The sequence below is a fragment of the Janibacter sp. CoH_79_TC_3 genome (assembly GCF_058197955.1).
Genome location: NZ_JBXWIV010000019.1, coordinates 2,616 through 18,404, shown reverse-complemented (window position 1 = coordinate 18,404; position 15,789 = coordinate 2,616). Strand labels below are relative to the sequence as shown.

General features: G+C 38.3%; 16 protein-coding genes and 3 pseudogenes. 10 read left to right on the top strand and 9 right to left on the bottom strand.

From position 1 onward, the window contains the following. Positions 1-30: 30 nt before the first annotated feature. A complete protein-coding gene (locus AC2FA3_RS12690) occupies positions 31-1,422 on the bottom strand; it encodes a GntP family permease (RefSeq protein ID WP_490509879.1) in 1,392 nt (463 codons plus the stop codon). Between the two features lie 174 nt (positions 1,423-1,596). Between AC2FA3_RS12690 and AC2FA3_RS12685 the strand changes: the two genes are divergently transcribed. After that, positions 1,597-2,367: an IclR family transcriptional regulator gene (locus tag AC2FA3_RS12685; RefSeq protein WP_490509878.1), complete on the top strand. Its 771-nt coding sequence runs from the start codon at positions 1,597-1,599 to the stop codon at positions 2,365-2,367. 73 nt (positions 2,368-2,440) lie between these two features. Here AC2FA3_RS12685 and AC2FA3_RS12680 read toward each other — a convergent pair whose 3' ends face one another. The 3 genes and pseudogenes from AC2FA3_RS12680 to AC2FA3_RS12670 all read right to left on the bottom strand — a co-directional run. Next, positions 2,441-2,590: a M48 metallopeptidase family protein gene (locus AC2FA3_RS12680; RefSeq protein ID WP_490509902.1), complete on the bottom strand. Its 150-nt coding sequence runs from the start codon at positions 2,588-2,590 to the stop codon at positions 2,441-2,443. A 26-nt stretch (positions 2,591-2,616) separates the two neighbouring features. Continuing rightward, positions 2,617-3,381 carry an SDR family NAD(P)-dependent oxidoreductase gene (locus AC2FA3_RS12675; RefSeq protein ID WP_490509877.1) on the bottom strand — a complete coding sequence of 255 codons (765 nt, stop codon included), beginning with the start codon at positions 3,379-3,381 and terminating at the stop codon, positions 2,617-2,619. 299 nt (positions 3,382-3,680) lie between these two features. After that, a pseudogene (locus tag AC2FA3_RS12670) lies at positions 3,681-3,946 on the bottom strand (transposase); the annotation flags it as partial. 467 nt (positions 3,947-4,413) lie between these two features. Here AC2FA3_RS12670 and AC2FA3_RS12665 point away from each other — a divergent pair. The 4 genes from AC2FA3_RS12665 to AC2FA3_RS12650 all read left to right on the top strand — a co-directional run bounded on the left by AC2FA3_RS12665 (position 4,414) and on the right by AC2FA3_RS12650 (position 6,926). Beyond that, on the top strand, positions 4,414-4,632 hold the full coding sequence (locus tag AC2FA3_RS12665) for a hypothetical protein (protein WP_490509876.1): 219 nt from the start codon (positions 4,414-4,416) through the stop codon (positions 4,630-4,632). A 594-nt stretch (positions 4,633-5,226) separates the two neighbouring features. Next, on the top strand, positions 5,227-5,385 hold the full coding sequence (locus AC2FA3_RS12660; protein ID WP_490509875.1) for a hypothetical protein: 159 nt from the start codon (positions 5,227-5,229) through the stop codon (positions 5,383-5,385). Positions 5,386-6,014: 629 nt separating this feature from the next. Further along, the gene (locus AC2FA3_RS12655; protein WP_490509874.1) at positions 6,015-6,239 is read left to right on the top strand and encodes a hypothetical protein; all 225 of its coding nucleotides are present in this window, start codon (positions 6,015-6,017) and stop codon (positions 6,237-6,239) included. A 300-nt stretch (positions 6,240-6,539) separates the two neighbouring features. Beyond that, a complete protein-coding gene (locus AC2FA3_RS12650) occupies positions 6,540-6,926 on the top strand; it encodes a VWA domain-containing protein (protein ID WP_490509873.1) in 387 nt (128 codons plus the stop codon). Positions 6,927-7,084: 158 nt separating this feature from the next. On the opposite strand, the gene AC2FA3_RS12645 is transcribed toward AC2FA3_RS12650, so the two are convergent. Further along, complete coding sequence (locus AC2FA3_RS12645) at positions 7,085-8,179, bottom strand: RNA-guided endonuclease InsQ/TnpB family protein (RefSeq protein WP_490509872.1); 1,095 nt, start codon at positions 8,177-8,179, stop codon at positions 7,085-7,087. Positions 8,180-8,314: 135 nt separating this feature from the next. Here AC2FA3_RS12645 and AC2FA3_RS12640 point away from each other — a divergent pair, with 135 nt between their 5' ends. The 4 genes and pseudogenes from AC2FA3_RS12640 (at position 8,315) to AC2FA3_RS12625 (ending at position 10,643) form a co-directional block, all read left to right on the top strand. Beyond that, the gene (locus AC2FA3_RS12640; protein ID WP_490509871.1) at positions 8,315-8,614 is read left to right on the top strand and encodes a VWA domain-containing protein; all 300 of its coding nucleotides are present in this window, start codon (positions 8,315-8,317) and stop codon (positions 8,612-8,614) included. Positions 8,615-9,051: 437 nt separating this feature from the next. Then, complete coding sequence (locus tag AC2FA3_RS12635; protein WP_490509870.1) at positions 9,052-9,285, top strand: hypothetical protein; 234 nt, start codon at positions 9,052-9,054, stop codon at positions 9,283-9,285. Positions 9,286-9,324: 39 nt separating this feature from the next. Further along, positions 9,325-9,969 (top strand): annotated as a pseudogene (locus AC2FA3_RS12630) (type I restriction endonuclease subunit R, EcoR124 family); the annotation flags it as partial. Positions 9,970-10,082: 113 nt separating this feature from the next. Continuing rightward, positions 10,083-10,643: a hypothetical protein gene (locus AC2FA3_RS12625; protein WP_490509869.1), complete on the top strand. Its 561-nt coding sequence runs from the start codon at positions 10,083-10,085 to the stop codon at positions 10,641-10,643. A gap of 399 nt (positions 10,644-11,042) precedes the next feature. On the opposite strand, the gene AC2FA3_RS12620 is transcribed toward AC2FA3_RS12625, so the two are convergent. The 3 genes from AC2FA3_RS12620 to AC2FA3_RS12610 form a co-directional block, all read right to left on the bottom strand. Continuing rightward, positions 11,043-12,128, bottom strand: coding sequence for an ImmA/IrrE family metallo-endopeptidase (locus AC2FA3_RS12620; RefSeq protein WP_490509868.1), 1,086 nt, complete (start codon positions 12,126-12,128; stop codon positions 11,043-11,045). 18 nt (positions 12,129-12,146) lie between these two features. Next, the gene (locus AC2FA3_RS12615) at positions 12,147-12,782 is read right to left on the bottom strand and encodes a hypothetical protein (protein ID WP_490509867.1); all 636 of its coding nucleotides are present in this window, start codon (positions 12,780-12,782) and stop codon (positions 12,147-12,149) included. A gap of 542 nt (positions 12,783-13,324) precedes the next feature. Continuing rightward, on the bottom strand, positions 13,325-13,582 hold the full coding sequence (locus AC2FA3_RS12610) for a hypothetical protein (RefSeq protein ID WP_490509866.1): 258 nt from the start codon (positions 13,580-13,582) through the stop codon (positions 13,325-13,327). Positions 13,583-13,675: 93 nt separating this feature from the next. On the opposite strand from AC2FA3_RS12610, the pseudogene AC2FA3_RS12605 reads away from it, so the two are divergent. Continuing rightward, a pseudogene (locus AC2FA3_RS12605) lies at positions 13,676-13,960 on the top strand (IS3 family transposase); the annotation flags it as partial. Positions 13,961-14,205: 245 nt separating this feature from the next. On the opposite strand, the gene AC2FA3_RS12600 reads toward AC2FA3_RS12605, so the two are convergent. After that, on the bottom strand, positions 14,206-15,192 hold the full coding sequence (locus AC2FA3_RS12600; protein WP_490509865.1) for a RepB family plasmid replication initiator protein: 987 nt from the start codon (positions 15,190-15,192) through the stop codon (positions 14,206-14,208). Positions 15,193-15,789 lie beyond the last annotated feature (597 nt).

Genomic DNA, 15,789 nt, shown 5'->3' with positions numbered 1-15,789 from the left:
TGTGTTAATCACTATGTGTTTACTACTGTGCTAGAAAGAGCCCATTAATGTACCTAAGGTAATTACTGCTATGAGTGCAAGCACAGGTACTGCAACAGCTACCACAAAAATATCTTTATAAGACTCTCTGTGAGTGAGCTGACAAATTACAAGTAAAGTTATAACTGCACCATTATGAGGAAGAGCATCTAAGCCACCTGACGCTATAGAAGCGACACGATGCATTAACTCAGGATTAATACCAAATTGAGATGCTAACTGAAGATAATTATCTCCCATGGTATTGAGAGCAATACTTAATCCGCCAGATGCAGAGCCAGTAATACCGGCCATAACGTTTACGAAAACAGCTTCCGAAATCAGAGGATTACCTGGAGATAATCCTAATAGGAATTCTTTTACAATGATAAATCCTGTCAGAGTAGCGATAACCGAACCATAACCTACTTCAGATGCCGTGTTAAAAATAGGCAGTAATGAACCAAGGGCACCCTCGCTAAGTGATTCTTTTAGATTTTTCCAGCGTTTCCAATTCAGCAATATCATCGATCCACAAGATATTACTAAAGCTATGACAATAGCCCAAATACCGAGGACTTTAGCTAGTGGAACAGCACCAAATTCCTCACTTGCTAAATAACTGTTATCCATACTAGGTAATAACCATTTGGTACAAATAAAGTTGATTAATATGACCAATATAATTGGTAATAGCGCTACAAATAAGGAAGGCTTAGAGCTATGATCGACTACTGCTAACTTGTCATTATGATGTTGACCATAGCCCTCTCCTGCATTAAAAGCCTTACTAGTACGATAGTTAAGCCATATCATTCCGCCCACTAGCATAATCAAGCCACCGATAGCACCAAGTCCAGGCGCTGCAAATGAGTCAGTTTTGAAAAATGGCATTGGAATAGCATTTTGGATGGCCGGCGTACCTGGTAAAGCTGTCATTGTGAATGTCAAAGCACCTAATGCGATTGCACCAGGTATGAGTCTTTTAGGGATATTTAATTCGCGGAATAAAGCAGCAGCGATTGGGTATACAGCAAAGCCCACTACAAACAATGACACACCGCCGTACGTTAAAATCGCACAGGCCATGACGATAGATAAAACAGCCTGCTTCTTACCGAGCTTGGTAACTAATGACTCCGATATGCTAAGTGCGGATCCCGAATCATCCATCAACTTACCAAATATGGCGCCTAGTAGAAAAAGCGGGAAGAAGCTGATGATGTATCCACCTAAACCCTTCATAAATACTTGGGTATAAACGCCAAGCATCGTATTAGCTTCACCACTTAAAAGCACAGCAAGCATTGCTAGCAAAGGCGCTAACAAAATGACGCTATGACCACGGTAGGCCAAATACATCAACAACCCTAGAGAAAGAAAAATGGGTAATAAACTTATCATATGCACTCCTTGTGCTATACCAAATCCATTTGATAAAAATACATAACGATAAATATTCTATCGATATATAAAAATAACAGAATAATTTTATAATAACAAGCCTCAAACGCATAAATATTATCGTTATAATGATTAGAGTTATTTCATGTCATATCGTTAGGGAGCTAAGAAGCCGTGAGTGATACTAAAAAGAAAGGCTCAAGTGTTGAGCGCGTTTTACAAATAGTAGAAGTCTTAGCCAGCTCACAAAGACCTATGAGTGTTAGCGATCTAGCAGAAACTTTAGAGGTGCCTATACCGAGTATGTATAGACTGTTGGATCAACTACAAAATCTAGGATTCGTCTATTTAGATTTACATGGGAAAGTAGCATGCGGGAAACGAACATATAAGTTAGCTATGAACTTATGGCAAAACAGCCATTTTAAAACCGAAAGGCTAGCCATATTACAGCAGCTTTCAGCGCAAATAGGAGAAACAGTAGGTATCGCGATTATGCAAGATTTAGACGTGGTTTATGTAGATCGTGTTTTATCTGAATGGCCGCTTCAAATATACTTACCAGTTGGAACTCATGTGCCAATTTGGGCCAGTGCAAGTGGTAAGCTACTTTTAGCACAGTTATCGAATGATAAATGTGAACGTATTATCGATAAGATGTCGATACATGCACTGACAACCAATACCCAAACAAATAAAAAGCAGCTCATGCAAACGATCGCTAAAACTCGAGATACCAAAGTAGGCATAGATAATGAAGAGTTCATTCCAGGTATGGTAGCGTGTGCCGTACTAATTCCCAATAATGAACATCAAGCATTCGCCACCGTATTCACCCATGGTCCTACTGTAAGAAAGTCTTTAGAAGAGTTGTTAGAGTATGTACCTATCATGCGGAAAGCTGCTGATGAGCTATCAGTTATTTTTAATAGAGACTATGAATAAAATCATAAATAGGTTGCCTTAATACTCTATGAATATAGGGAATGAAGGGTTTAGGCTACTTTCTTCATTCACCTTACTCATTTAAATATGGCTCTGCCATATCATCAAGCCTGGCCTTCACTTCTTTCCTACTAGGCATCACCTGCCTTAGTAATGGCCAAAAGTCTTTACTATGGTTATACTCGGCAATATGACACAGCTCATGCAGAATGACATGCTCAATGCATCTCTTTGGTTATTTGAGTCAGCTTATATAGCTGTCCAACCACCATCAACCTTGATGGTTTCGCCGGTTACAAAATTAGCAAGATTCGATGCCAAATATAACACCGCACCTGAAATGTCTTCCGGCTGCGATAGACCATCCAGTAAGATTCTACTATCGACATCTTTTTTAAACGCTTCATCTATAAACATTTTTTCTGTCAGCTCAGTTTCTATGAATGTCGGTGCCACAGCATTAACGCGTATACCCTGCTTTGCCCATTCTACAGCTAAAGCTTTTGTTAGCTGAACTAGACCTCCTTTACTTGAACAATACGCTGCACGCTTTACATAACCCACAAATGCCATTTGAGAAGAGATATTGATAATGCAACCGTTGTTTTGTTTAAGCATATATTTAGCGGCTGCCTGACTTGCAAAAAATGCTGTTTTTAGATTCAAGTCGAGTACCGTGTCCCAATCCTCTTCTGTCACTTCCATTGCCGGTTTGGCAATATTAATACCAGCGTTATTAACCAGTACATCGATGGTGCCAAAGTGGGAAGCTGCCTTTTCGATCAGATTCCGTACTTCAGAAATATCGCTTAAATCACCAGAGACTGCGATGCAATTCGGGTTGTACTTGTGCATTTCTTTTAAAACTGAGCTAAGAGTCGCTTCGTCTCTTCCAAAGATCACCACATTGGCTTCTAGTTTCGCAAAAGTAAGCGCAATGTTTTTACCAATGCCTTTGCTGCTTCCTGTAATCACTACGGTTTTATTTTTCAATTCAGAAAAATAAGTATTCATTTTTATATTCCTGCCTTCAAGTCATTTTTTAGGAAATAAATCAGTGTCTGTTCCCGTTCTTCATTCATTTTTGCCGAAACATCCGGTTCCCACGAATAAAAGCCTCCTCCTCTTTCTGACCTCTGCAGTCAAATCCCTACAGTTAAACTTGGGAGATTTTAGTTACGTAGCCTGACGATAAAAGTCAAACCACATCTTTCTTGGTGTTTTATAGCCCAAACCCTTTTTGGATTCTAGTCAAACTGTGAGCATAGATCTTGCCTTACGTCGGTGCGAAGCAGTGCTTCGCTTTATCCCTCCTCATTTAGAATATCTCGCTCTTCCTGGGAAACTTTGAGATTACGTTTATGGCGTTTATTCTCTTCAGTATAGCCATGAGTTCAGAGTCATACTGCTTAGTGCCGATAAGTTTGCCTTCATTTGCTTTGTTCTGCCAGTTAGATAGGGTCTACATAGCAATACTGAGCTGTTTTTCGGTCGCTGAGACATTGGCATTATTTTCAGCTATCTTCTTGACGGCTTCAGCTTCAAATTCGTCACTGTAGCTTATTACTTTCTTGGTCATGATAAAATCCGATTAATACGCTTAGTTTACCAAGCTTACCTCTACGGTTTCTTCAGCATAACTTATGTAATTTAGTGTTTTCATTGTCGCATTCTCTCAGAATTTTGAGTCTCAGACAATCTCAGGCGGGTTCAGTTTTTTTGTGGCTGGCACGTTTAGCTACTCTACAAGCATAGGTGAGCTACCCCAAGAAAGCAAAGACCTGGCGACTTGTAGAACAGCGCTGATTAATGAAAATATAAGTGTATAAGTGTATAAGTGTATAAGTGTATAAGTGTATAAGTGTATAAGTGTATAAGTGTATAAGTGTATAAGTGTGACATAATCCTGAATATTACGTTTGGTTATAATATAATGGTTTTATTGATCATGCGATAAGTCAGTCACTACAACCTACCATAAATAATTAAAGCTATTTTCACATTGTTATCATCAAAAACCCAATCATTTTATAAAGTCTAAACTCAATGAACCTTTCTGAGTCTGATGTTTTTGAATTTGTTGATGGTACAGATATTGATACTAACGATAAGCCCATCACTAGAGGCCGGTTAAGATTCATAAGTGCACCCCTAGAAGATTTTGCCGTTAAACTTCGCAAGGCAGTTGGCGTTGACACAAACATTGATATCTTTAACGAGATTGAACCTGCTATTACTGTTGGAATATCAAGCAGACTAGCTTAGGTGGTTGGCAATTGATAGGCTACTTAAATAAAAATTTTTCACGACATTACAGAACCGCTAGTGCAAGAATTTATTGATTATCATAATCAATAACTAAGTAGCTTTGTGGTAAATTGATAGGTCATGTGAGTAACGATGTAGTCTTTTCTGTGAGCGAAAATTCTCTAGGCGCATAGGTAAGTTACCCATGAAAAAAGCTCCGGTTACATGTAAAATGAGATAGACAATAACTCTATAAGTATATGATGATATAAGTATAGTTTACGCGAGAGTTACAGTAGTACTCTAACCACTTCCAACAATAATGTAATGTCGGCTGCTGAAGCCAAATTACCATCAAGCGAGTGGTATATTAGTATTGAAGCAGCGATTAGCAATTATGCGCGCCTCAATAATATTGATGAAGCAGATATGAGTGGTGGCCAGTCTATGCTTATATACACATTAATGTGGTTTTTTGCATCAAGTCATTCAATAGTATGTGCGATAGTGGTTTAATGGATTTTATTTACTAGAGCAAAAAAGCCATTCGTGAAGAGCTGGGTGTTAAGCGCATATCTTCAAACATTACAGATAAAAAACGAGTTAGCTACTTTGACCGATTGGGCTGATAGCACTATATATGTGGTATTGATTTTTAAAGATGGCGAGCATTTATGCTTACTGAGTGGTATTTACTCAGTGAACGATAAGTACACCAGTGAGATAGCACTGGAGATGACCTGCAATTATAGTGACGATATAGCCGCTTAATAAGCAGTGGTAGTTATCAAGATAAAGCCGTGTCATTTAGGACATGGCTTTTTTGTACGCGCTACCCTAAGAGCATGGATTGGCTACCACATGAAAAGCAAAAGACCTGGTAACGCGTTAGGTCGGTTTGAGCATGTAAGGATACGAGCATATAAGTACATGAGCATATAAGCAGATGAATATATAAGTACATGAGTAAATAATTATATGAGTAAATACGTATAAATAAGTATTTAAAGTTATGTTTGGATATGCTGACATATTTATTAATGGTTAGGCACAAAGCCAATTAGTACAATCAACCACAAAGGATTATCACCATGACTATTATGAAAGACAGCAAATCAATAAGCCTTTTAAACGAACAACGCTCACTTATGGTGGTAGATACATTATGTGTCTTTTATTAGTTGTTAACCAAGCAACCTACTGATTGTGAGATTGATTGGCAGAGTTTTGATATTGCCATATTCAATGAGGTTGTTACAAACACCTATCCATATTTTCTATCAAGCAATGATGCCGTATATTTACCCGATGCGGTGGCCAATAAGATAGAAATATATGCGATCTGAATATCAGCTACCTACATAGGATCGTCGATATCAATCACCGGCGTTATCTTAGCTATGGTGTTGATAGCGATAGCAGCTGCCTATTTGTACGGTGGCAAGCTGTCACAATCTATTAAAACTTCCAAGCAAGCATTACTCAAAGACGGTCATGTATTATCACTGGCAGCCACATCTCATGCGATTGCTTGTATCGTGCAGATACCACTACTAGCCGTAATGCTTTATAGCACAGACAATTCAATTATTGCTGCTAAGGTGTCGGTTTATTATATGGGGTAGGGCTCATGCTTGGCTCAACGTGCATAACATTAATCACACAGTTTTTGATATGAGAGTGAGGAAGAGCATGACGCTGGCATGATGGTAGCTATTACTACTATTGGAAGTGTTTTAGGATCAACAATCATACCTATCATCCTTTTACTTACCTTATATCGGTCTTATGAGCAGCTTGGCTGCTGTTTATCAGCTGATACACCGCTAAAACAAATCCTGTCATTAGAAGTTGGTATTTGGCAGCAACAAGAAAAGGCAAGGGCGGTCTACTAGGGCAGTGATTTTGCTGAGCAACAAGCAAGCATGCTCATACAAGTTTATCGTAAGGGTGTTGTATGGCGCATATCAAATGTGGCACAAGGCTTTAATGGTGGGCTTGCATTTATCGTTGAGCACTTCGGCGGCGAGGTTGAGGATAGTACAGCACAGACAAGCAGTAATGCCGCTAAGGTGTCTCTTGAAAAGATTATGCTAGATAAAGCACCCAAGCTTGTGAACCTTGCTAAGAAAGCCACTATGTCGCTTGAGAAGCGCCAACTGCAAAACTTAACTGCTAAGGTGGCATTGGTATCAGACGCAACCGGTTCAATGAATAGGCAATATAGAGAGGGTGACGTTCAAGAAGTGGTGAACCGAATACTGCCTTTAGCGGTCAGTTTCGACGACGATCAGCAGCTAGATTGTTGGTAAAAAAAGATCAGTATTTAGGTGAGATTGGTCTTAATAACTATGAGGATTTTATTACAAAAGCTCATGGTGGCTGGCGAGAATGGGATTTAGGATCACGCGTAAATAATGAGGCTAGCGTGATAAAGTCTGTCACTGATTTTTTTGACCTCCTCCCCTCCCTAAAGTGAGGGGATTCCTACTGCTAGACGCTCAAGCCCGAGCGCGAGAATGTTTTTTGCCGCATTAATATCGCGGTCATGAGTGACACCGCACTCGCAAAGCCATTCTCTGATTCCAAGACCTGCTCTACCTTTCGGACTGTTTTGGCGTGAGCCACAACACGAACAAGTTTGGGTGGTGTAACTTTCATTTACCTCATCATAGTAGCAACCTGCGTTCTCGCATTTATAGGTCAGTTGCCGCTTAATTTCAAACCAACCAGCGTCATAGACGGATTTGGCGAGTTTGCTTGAGGTGAATGATTTTGAGTGAAGCTTACCTACTATGATCGCATTATTATCTTTGATAAGTTTCGATGTAAACTTATGGATCAAGTCTTGGCGGGTGTTTTTAATCTTGGCGTGAATCGCCTTAACTCTTTTTTTGTTTTTAGCTCTTTGAGCAATCCCTAGTTTTGGCGCGTATTTATGGGTCAATTTGGTGGCTAAGACCTCGCCATTGCTAGTTGTCGCTGAATCTTTGCAGCCCAAATCAATACCAGTTTCGCCTGTACCGCACTCAATTTTTGGGTACTCTTTAACGGTGATGCACGCATACCAAAGACCTCGACTGTCCTGCACAAGCTCACAGGTATTAATGGTGTAAAGGGCTAGATTATAGCTATCCCACACGTCGATGGTCAGCTTTTTGCCTTTAGCAAGGCTGAATTGAATGGTGGATTTAAGACTTTTCTTTCCTGATTTTTTGACACCTAAGTATTTGATTGCTGTTTTTTTAAACGGAATCCAACCGAGTGACTTGCGCTTAGCTTTGGGGTTGTTGGTACGCCAATTTAGTTTGGCTTTCTTGAATTGTTTACGAGATTTGGCATGGGTTTCGGTGATCGCTTGCAAAGTTTGACTGTGCAAATTCAAAAACTCACCACTGCCTTTTACATAAGTTGCAATATCATAAGCTGAAAAGAATTTGCCTGTTCGTTGCAAGTGTTTGAAACTCAAATCATTAACGTAATTCCACACAAAGTTAACTGCGCCAGCCAATTTATTTAGCTGGTTTGCATGTTTGTCTTTGATGCGACACTTGAGGGTTTTCATAGAGTGATTATGGCCTCAATGAGTTTGGTTGACAAGGCTGTTTTAAGGCTGAGCGACACTAGCTGACGCCTGATATCTACGCCCTAGAAGTGACGTGGTTTTACGGCGCTTTTTGATAAAAAAGACGGTTTTGATGTGTCGGTCTATATTCTCTTTATCAGTGACGGCGGTGTTAGTGACGCTCGTGGCATCACGAAAATTATTACCGATGCCGCCAAGCTACCGATTTTTTGGCAGTTCGTAGGTATTGGTGGCCATAATTACGGTATATTAAAGAAGCTAGATGATATGGACGGAAGATTGGTTGATAATTGTGATTTCTTTGAGCTAGATAAGCTACATGATATCAGCGAAGAGCAACTGTATGAAAATATGCTTGAAGAATTCCCTGACTGGCTTAAAGAGATTAAAAACATAGGAATGCTACCTCGCTAGACAAAGCGGCCTTATTTTTGAAATTCAATATCAATAAAGGCCTAAGTCTATTGGTAATAATAAAAGTACCAAATTCAAAAGCCATTAAGACTACAAGCCAGTATTCTTAGAAATCTAGAATGCTGGTTTTTTTTGTGCGTTTTGATTGGCTGGCACGTTTGACCACTCTATAAGCATAGGTGAGCTACCCCATGAAAAGCAAAAGACCTGGTGAGGAATAAATGGAGATAAAAGGGCTTTACGTAAGTATATGAGTATATGAAAACATAAGTAGATACATACATGAAAGTATCTAAAATTACGTTTGGGTATATAATAATTTTTATTGATTAGGCGATAAGCCAGTTAGATTAATCAATTACAAAGGATTTGTCATGTATAATCTCTTAGCAGCTGTCTAATTTTATTATGCCACTACGTACCGTAAGCCACATAGTATGGAGCGTAATATCGCGGCAGCTATAAAACTGTACTCTGGTGATAAGCCTCTTGGGCTCTTTGTAGATAAGCTTGAGAAAAATCTAAATGAGATGAATAGAGTATTTGCAGAGACAGTAGAAGTATTTGTCATTGCTAGTGTACAAAACTTTGAAGCGCTACCCACTGATGAGGCGAGTCAAGCTAAGTTTGCCAAGCTACTTAATGACTACCTAGAAACTGCAGAAATATAGGGCTTTGTATGAGATCAACTAACTTACGAATTTGATGATAGCAATGTCAGCTTAGATTTCGACGAACAGGCTTACTTGGTGCTCGCAATGCGCTATAAAGAGCTGTTTTCAGGCGGAGGTTCAGGTGGTGGTGATGGTGACGTTCCATTTGATATTTCAGGCTACTTAACGGAAATTAATACTGATAGAATCGATACCGACTACCTGAATGCACGTTTTGATAAATACCTTGAACTGATTGACTTAGAAGGTGCTGATAAGGCTCTACATGAGCTGCATCAGGCCTTTCCATCGCTTAGTCAAGCAGAGCAAAAGTATGCCAATATATTTTTAAATGATGTACAGCGTGGCAAAATGAAAGTCGAGGTCGATACGACTTTTAAAGACTATATCACTAAGTATCAAGCTCAAGCTGAAAGCGATGAAATACATCAGCTCTCAGATGATTTAGGACTTAATGAGGCAAAACTGCGTGAGCTTATGAATAGAAAGGTTACGGAAGCCATAATCAATGAGTTTGGTCTTTATGACGAACTAAAAGAGACCGTCAATAAGACCAAAGCAAAAGCACACTTTGAATCTATCGAAAACACGACTATACCCGCGTTTAAAGTGAACATAAGAGTTGATAGTTTACTGAGACAGTTTATTTTGGATAGTTACGACCTGATTATAAAACTCTGAATAAGTGAAAAACCTTGCCGCTCTTAGAAAAACAAAGTAACAATCAGGCTGTAATTATTAGCTAAAAACACGAGGTTTTTAGTATTACTGGGACGATTACTGAGTAACACTAAATGTTTATTGAGAATCATAAAGCTGCATTATTGAATATTCAAGACGATATAGGGCGTTACATGAATAGTGGGGTGGTGGTAGACAATGATGGCTATCTATCTGTAATGCTACCGATTGCTAGAAATACTATTGCTATAAAGTTTACAGAAAACGACTCCGTTATTGCAGAAATGGTAGCTCATGCGCTTACTATGTTTGAAAAACTTTGTACCGGCGCTGAGGCATATGCTTTTTATAATGAGATGATGGAGTCCGTCAAGCTGCATGATCGTGTGATGCAATTTGTTGCAATGATGATCTTGATTGATGAGCCACAGGGTACGCTTGCCATAAGTAAAGCAGTGGATAAAAAGCATGGAAAACTATTAAGCGATATTCGCTTAGTTGGTGTTTATTTTGGATTTTACGACAAAAAAAGTAAGGCTTATGCTGACGGTATTACGCGAACGGAACATCTTAATGGGACAACCAAAGAGCTAACTCTTCCACCTGAAATTATATTGCTACTTATGTGCTATTACATAAATGGCCAGCGTGTGGTGGCTATGATGCCGTGGTAATGGTCATTGTTGACGAGCAGCATATATGTCTTGCAGCCATGAAATTCATATCTGATAAATTGCTGTCACTCTTTGTGTTCAGTATTGAGATTATTTTCATAAAATAAAATACAATACTCATTTACTCATATGAGTAAATGAGTATTGCTATACAAAAATACTATCTAATACAATAAAAAAATTCAAGACTGTCGTATTGTAATCCAATTTACTAATGATGATGCTTTAAAGGCTTGGGTGCAGCATCAAATAGGTGGGTGCTTATCATGGATAATGAAGCTATTGATACGCATGGGTATTCATTTTTTGATTTAATAATCATCCATATGTATGCATGAGTCGTTGAATTAAGAGTAACCAAAGTGAAAGCGGCTATCAATCTTGACTGACAATCTCACTTCATTTTAAAACTTGGAACAAATGAAAAGGCTTTGTGCTATCAGCAAGTTGAAACAGTAATGGAGTTATATCAGCTTTTCTAAGATTAATTTTTTTAGCAATATCATCTAGACTAATTCCTTCTGAATTTAGTTCACTGGTTATCGTATTGAGTACTTGAGAGGTCTCTCTATCCATAGGATGAGGCTCTGACTTTCGATAGTTATACTTTGCAATTGCTGGACAAAGCACTCTTGTATAAATCCATTCGCTTATTAACCCTAATTTATGCATTCTATATGCCAGTGCTACTAAAGATACACCGAACACTTTTTTCAGCTCAATAAGATTGTTTAAAGTAGGGTTTACATGTTTATATTCCATTAATGCAACTTCGGGCATCAAGAACGCAGACGCAAACTCATCTGCACATCTTTCAACTGCTTTAGAATCTAAGTCTTCCTCAAGCGATTTGCCGAAACTTTCAGACATTTTCATGCTGTAAATATCTCTAACCAAATGACCTAACTCGTGACATGCATCAAATCTACTTCTCTCCATAGTTTTTTGGTTATTAAGAAAGATAAAAGGCTGGTCATCATACCAAACGCTAAAAGCATCAATATATTCCGATTTTACAAAAATCGAAAAAATACGTATACCTTTCGACTCTAACAGAGCAATTAAGCTTCCAATAGGTTTATCGCCTAAACCCCAGTCATAACGGAGCGTATTAGCCGCTTCTTCAGGAGATAAATGGGATAAATCAGGAAGTTCTGACTGAACGAGCTCAAACTCTTCTTCAAACCAATCATTAAGCATAAAACCGGTTATGCCATAAGTTAAAGCTTCGGCTTTGACTTTTTTGGTCATTCTAGAACGAGATCTGAAACTAACGCTATGTTCATCAATGATTGGTAAATCACTGCCTTTAAAAAAATCGATAGGTAAGCTTAGTACCCTTGAAAGATCAACTAAATTAGGCTCAGTATTTCCATTTAGGTAATTTGTTAATGTTCTAGGAGTAATATTTAGCTTTTCTGCTAATTCGGCTTTGCTCACAGCCCGCCTATCGATTGCAAACTGTAATCGATTTGGATTAAACATATATTAGCCTTAAGGTAATTAAGCTTTTTTCTTACGCTTCACAGGAACTACACCTACTTCTACTTTATCTTTCATACGTGGTGTTGTAGGAATGTTGAATTTGATATCAGGAAGTTTAATACGCGTACTCCAATCATCAATCCTACCTTTTGCAAATGATTTTGGCTGTGAAAGCTCTAATCTCATTAACTCACCAAATCGGTAATGAATTAAAGTCCAAATGGTCGTTCCCTTATCAGAATTTAGTAAAGGATAAATATCATCTTTAAGAGTACTACCTTTAATCGATTTATTGCTTACGCTTCCATCTCTTAAGCCTACATACTTATTACCTGCAAAGACACGGATTGCATGCTCCTTACACGGCGATATTACATATGCGACTCCTCCCTTACCATCAACTTTGGTCCAACCAAAAGAACATAATTTCTCTCTAAGAAAGCCTGAAATATGAAACTGCCACATCGCCAATAAAGCATTTGTTGGAAAGGATGTTCCAACATGTTGAGTTTTTTCATTAGCAGCCAGAATCACCTCGTAAACTAGTTGAGTTGTAAGACTGGGGTGAATGGCAGCAAGAGCACTAACGACCTCAGAAGTTTCATCAATAAATTTATCTGAAGTAGTATCAAACGACGGCTGTAATGAAAACATAGTATTTCCGATATATTGGCATCAAGTTGATGTATGATAATAGGAAATAGCATATAAGTAAATAGCTAAGCATCAATAAGATAAATAGAACGAACTGAATCCAGCTGCGTTTAGTATTATGCAGAAAATTTAACCTATTTAAGACTTTCGTCTCTAGCTGTGTGCTATCCCCAGTAATATATTCGGCGATTTTTTTACCATAATCACCGTTATCTGAATAGTCGCACTTTTTAGAGGGATTACCAGGTCATCTGTAGATTCAAACATGATTATCTGAGTGCTGAAGTTCAGTCATTCATATATATCATATAAAATATTTTTTGGTTAAACTGCCCATAACATATTTTATATAACATACTCTTAATAAGTAAAATGGAAAATAATATCACTCTTTTTATGTTAAACAGGTCTCGACTCCCAAAATATTCCATGTATAAGTCTCGCCCTTTATTAGAAAGGTTTACGAAGGAGGATACTTTATATATGCATTGCAATTATATTGAGTAGATTTCAATTTTTTAGTTAGCTAAATACTATTGCTATCATTCATCCTTATTTTGTGAATAATATCCCATTAGTTGGGCTTTTGCCTCTTCAATAGTAGCAATTCTACCTTCAACGAAATAGTTAAATATATAACGAGTGTCTGGATTAATAGGGCTATTGTCGACGGCAATACTGCCGAGAACCAACCTTTGGATATTGCGACGCTTGGCTATTTCTTCCTGACTTACTTGAGTCCGTTGTGATGACTCTAAGTTGCTTTCTTTTTTTTCAACACTAAGTTTTTTTGTAATCATATCCTTGAACTACCCTTGATAATATCTGAATATTTATAGAGTTAACCTTCTATCTCTTTAGTGAACCGCTCCGGGATTGTTGATCCTCTCAGCAGCCAGTATTGCAGTCATGCCTACCACAAGATCATCAATCAGAATCAGTTTACAGGCTCGATGAGTGGTAAAGGCAACTGCTTTGATAACGCTCCGATAGAAAGCTTCTGGGGTATATTAAAGAATGAATTGGTGTACCACCAAGACTATAAGACAAGGTTTGTAGCGATCAGCGATATCATTGGCTGTATTGAGCTGTATTACAACCAAACGAGAATTCAAAAGAGTCTAGGCTATAAATCTCCAAGACAGGTGTGGTTTGATTATTATCGTCAAGCTGCGTAACTAAAATCTCCCAAGTTTTTTTTATGCGGATTTGACGGCAGGGGTCAAGCTATCAGGAATGGATTATTAGGAAAAATCGATTTCAATTGTCGCCAGTCATTTACATCAAAAAAGACTATCATGCTAGTGGCGCTTTAAGAGCTAATTATGGTCTTTTAAGCAGTAAAATAGCCGTTTTTAAGTAAAAAATGAGCGTAAGATCAGGAAAAGTTGAGTTCAATTGTCGCCAGTCATTTACATCAAAATCATGATGCTTTTGGCTGTCGGTCTAAGAACTCTTGGACTTTTTTAAACTTATTAACTTGGTCTTTATCACCAAGTAGCGGTTTCCAGCTTTCAAACACTTGGGCGTAGGTGGCGTTTGAGCTTGCCCCGCCAGCCTTCAGCATATCAGGCGTATTATTTGCCTCAACGAATTCTTTCACACTTTCAGAATTATAGCCAATCTTACCTATCTGCTTGACGCTCAGCCCTTTGGTTTGCCATGAAGGAACTGTGGACTTGGCTATGGGTTTAGGGATATGGAAACTGAATTTGTAGCCATAAACACTCGTTCCCTTCTTCACATTTTGAAACTTAACGGTCAAATCAGTTAGGCTATTAATTTCATCAACCGCTTTTTGCAACACCTTGACCTTAAAATCGCCTTTTTTGTGCCTACCATCCTTATATCTGTATTTATCGTCATCAACCCCTAACTGACCTTTCAAACGCTCGTACTCGCAAACAGGCGTAAGACCCTTGCTTCGCCACTGGATCAGGATTTCATACAATCTTATCGAGTATACATTTTCTAATGGAGCGGTCTGCTCAAGCGTGTATTCGGTATAAAAATTTATCTTTCCATCTAAGCGGGTGATTTCTTTGACCACGGCGGGCGAGAATATAAGCTCAATTGAACCTTCACCTTTCAGATAATTTACTTGTGATATCCAGCGTGATTTTACCCTGATCCCTTGATCATTAATATAACTAAACTTGCGCTCGAACAACTGCTCTTCCGCTTGCTGCATGAGCTGATAGGCGTTTTGCAGGGTAGTTTTAAACATCTCTGCATACCGTGAGCCGGAAATGCGCAGCGGCGTGTCAGAGGTTAAGCCTGTATTGGTTTCCCTAGCATCAATGACTGCCAGCTGTACTAAGCGGATTTCAGGCAAGCTCAATACATGAAGCTGAACGTGTTCATTCAATCGATTCGACTTAACAACCTGATTATTTTTTTTATTTTCCATAATTTACGGGTAGTTACTTAAAAGATTTCAATATATTAGCAGCTATTGTCGAAATATCTACAACATATTCGACAATTAGTAAGTGACTGGCGACAATGATGTAAATGGTTGGCGACAATGATGTAAATGGTTGGCGACAATGATGTAAATGGTTGGCGACAATTGCCAGCTATAGGCTTTACGCAGCAAAGTCTATAGAGGACTGTAAAAGCTTTAGAAAAACCCCTAAAAACTTGAAAACCCCTGCTTCATTTTGTAAATAATTTTGTATCTGTGGATAACTAATATAGTTCGACTCATAAATAATGATTTATATCTCACCTATGTATACTTTTCAACAAAGAGGTGCCTAGTATGTCAACCTACAAAAAGACAGTTAGTATCTATTCATGGGCAGTAGAGTAAAAATCAAACGTTGTTAGCATAAAAAAAGATTAGGCTGGCATGATCGGCTTCCTAAAAATATAGATTGGCTACTACATGAAAAACAAAAGATCTAGCAACAGGCTGAGTTGAGGATATAAGTAAATAAGTAAATAAGTAAATAAGTAAATAAGTAAATAAGTAAATAAGTAAATAAGTAAATAAGTAAATAAG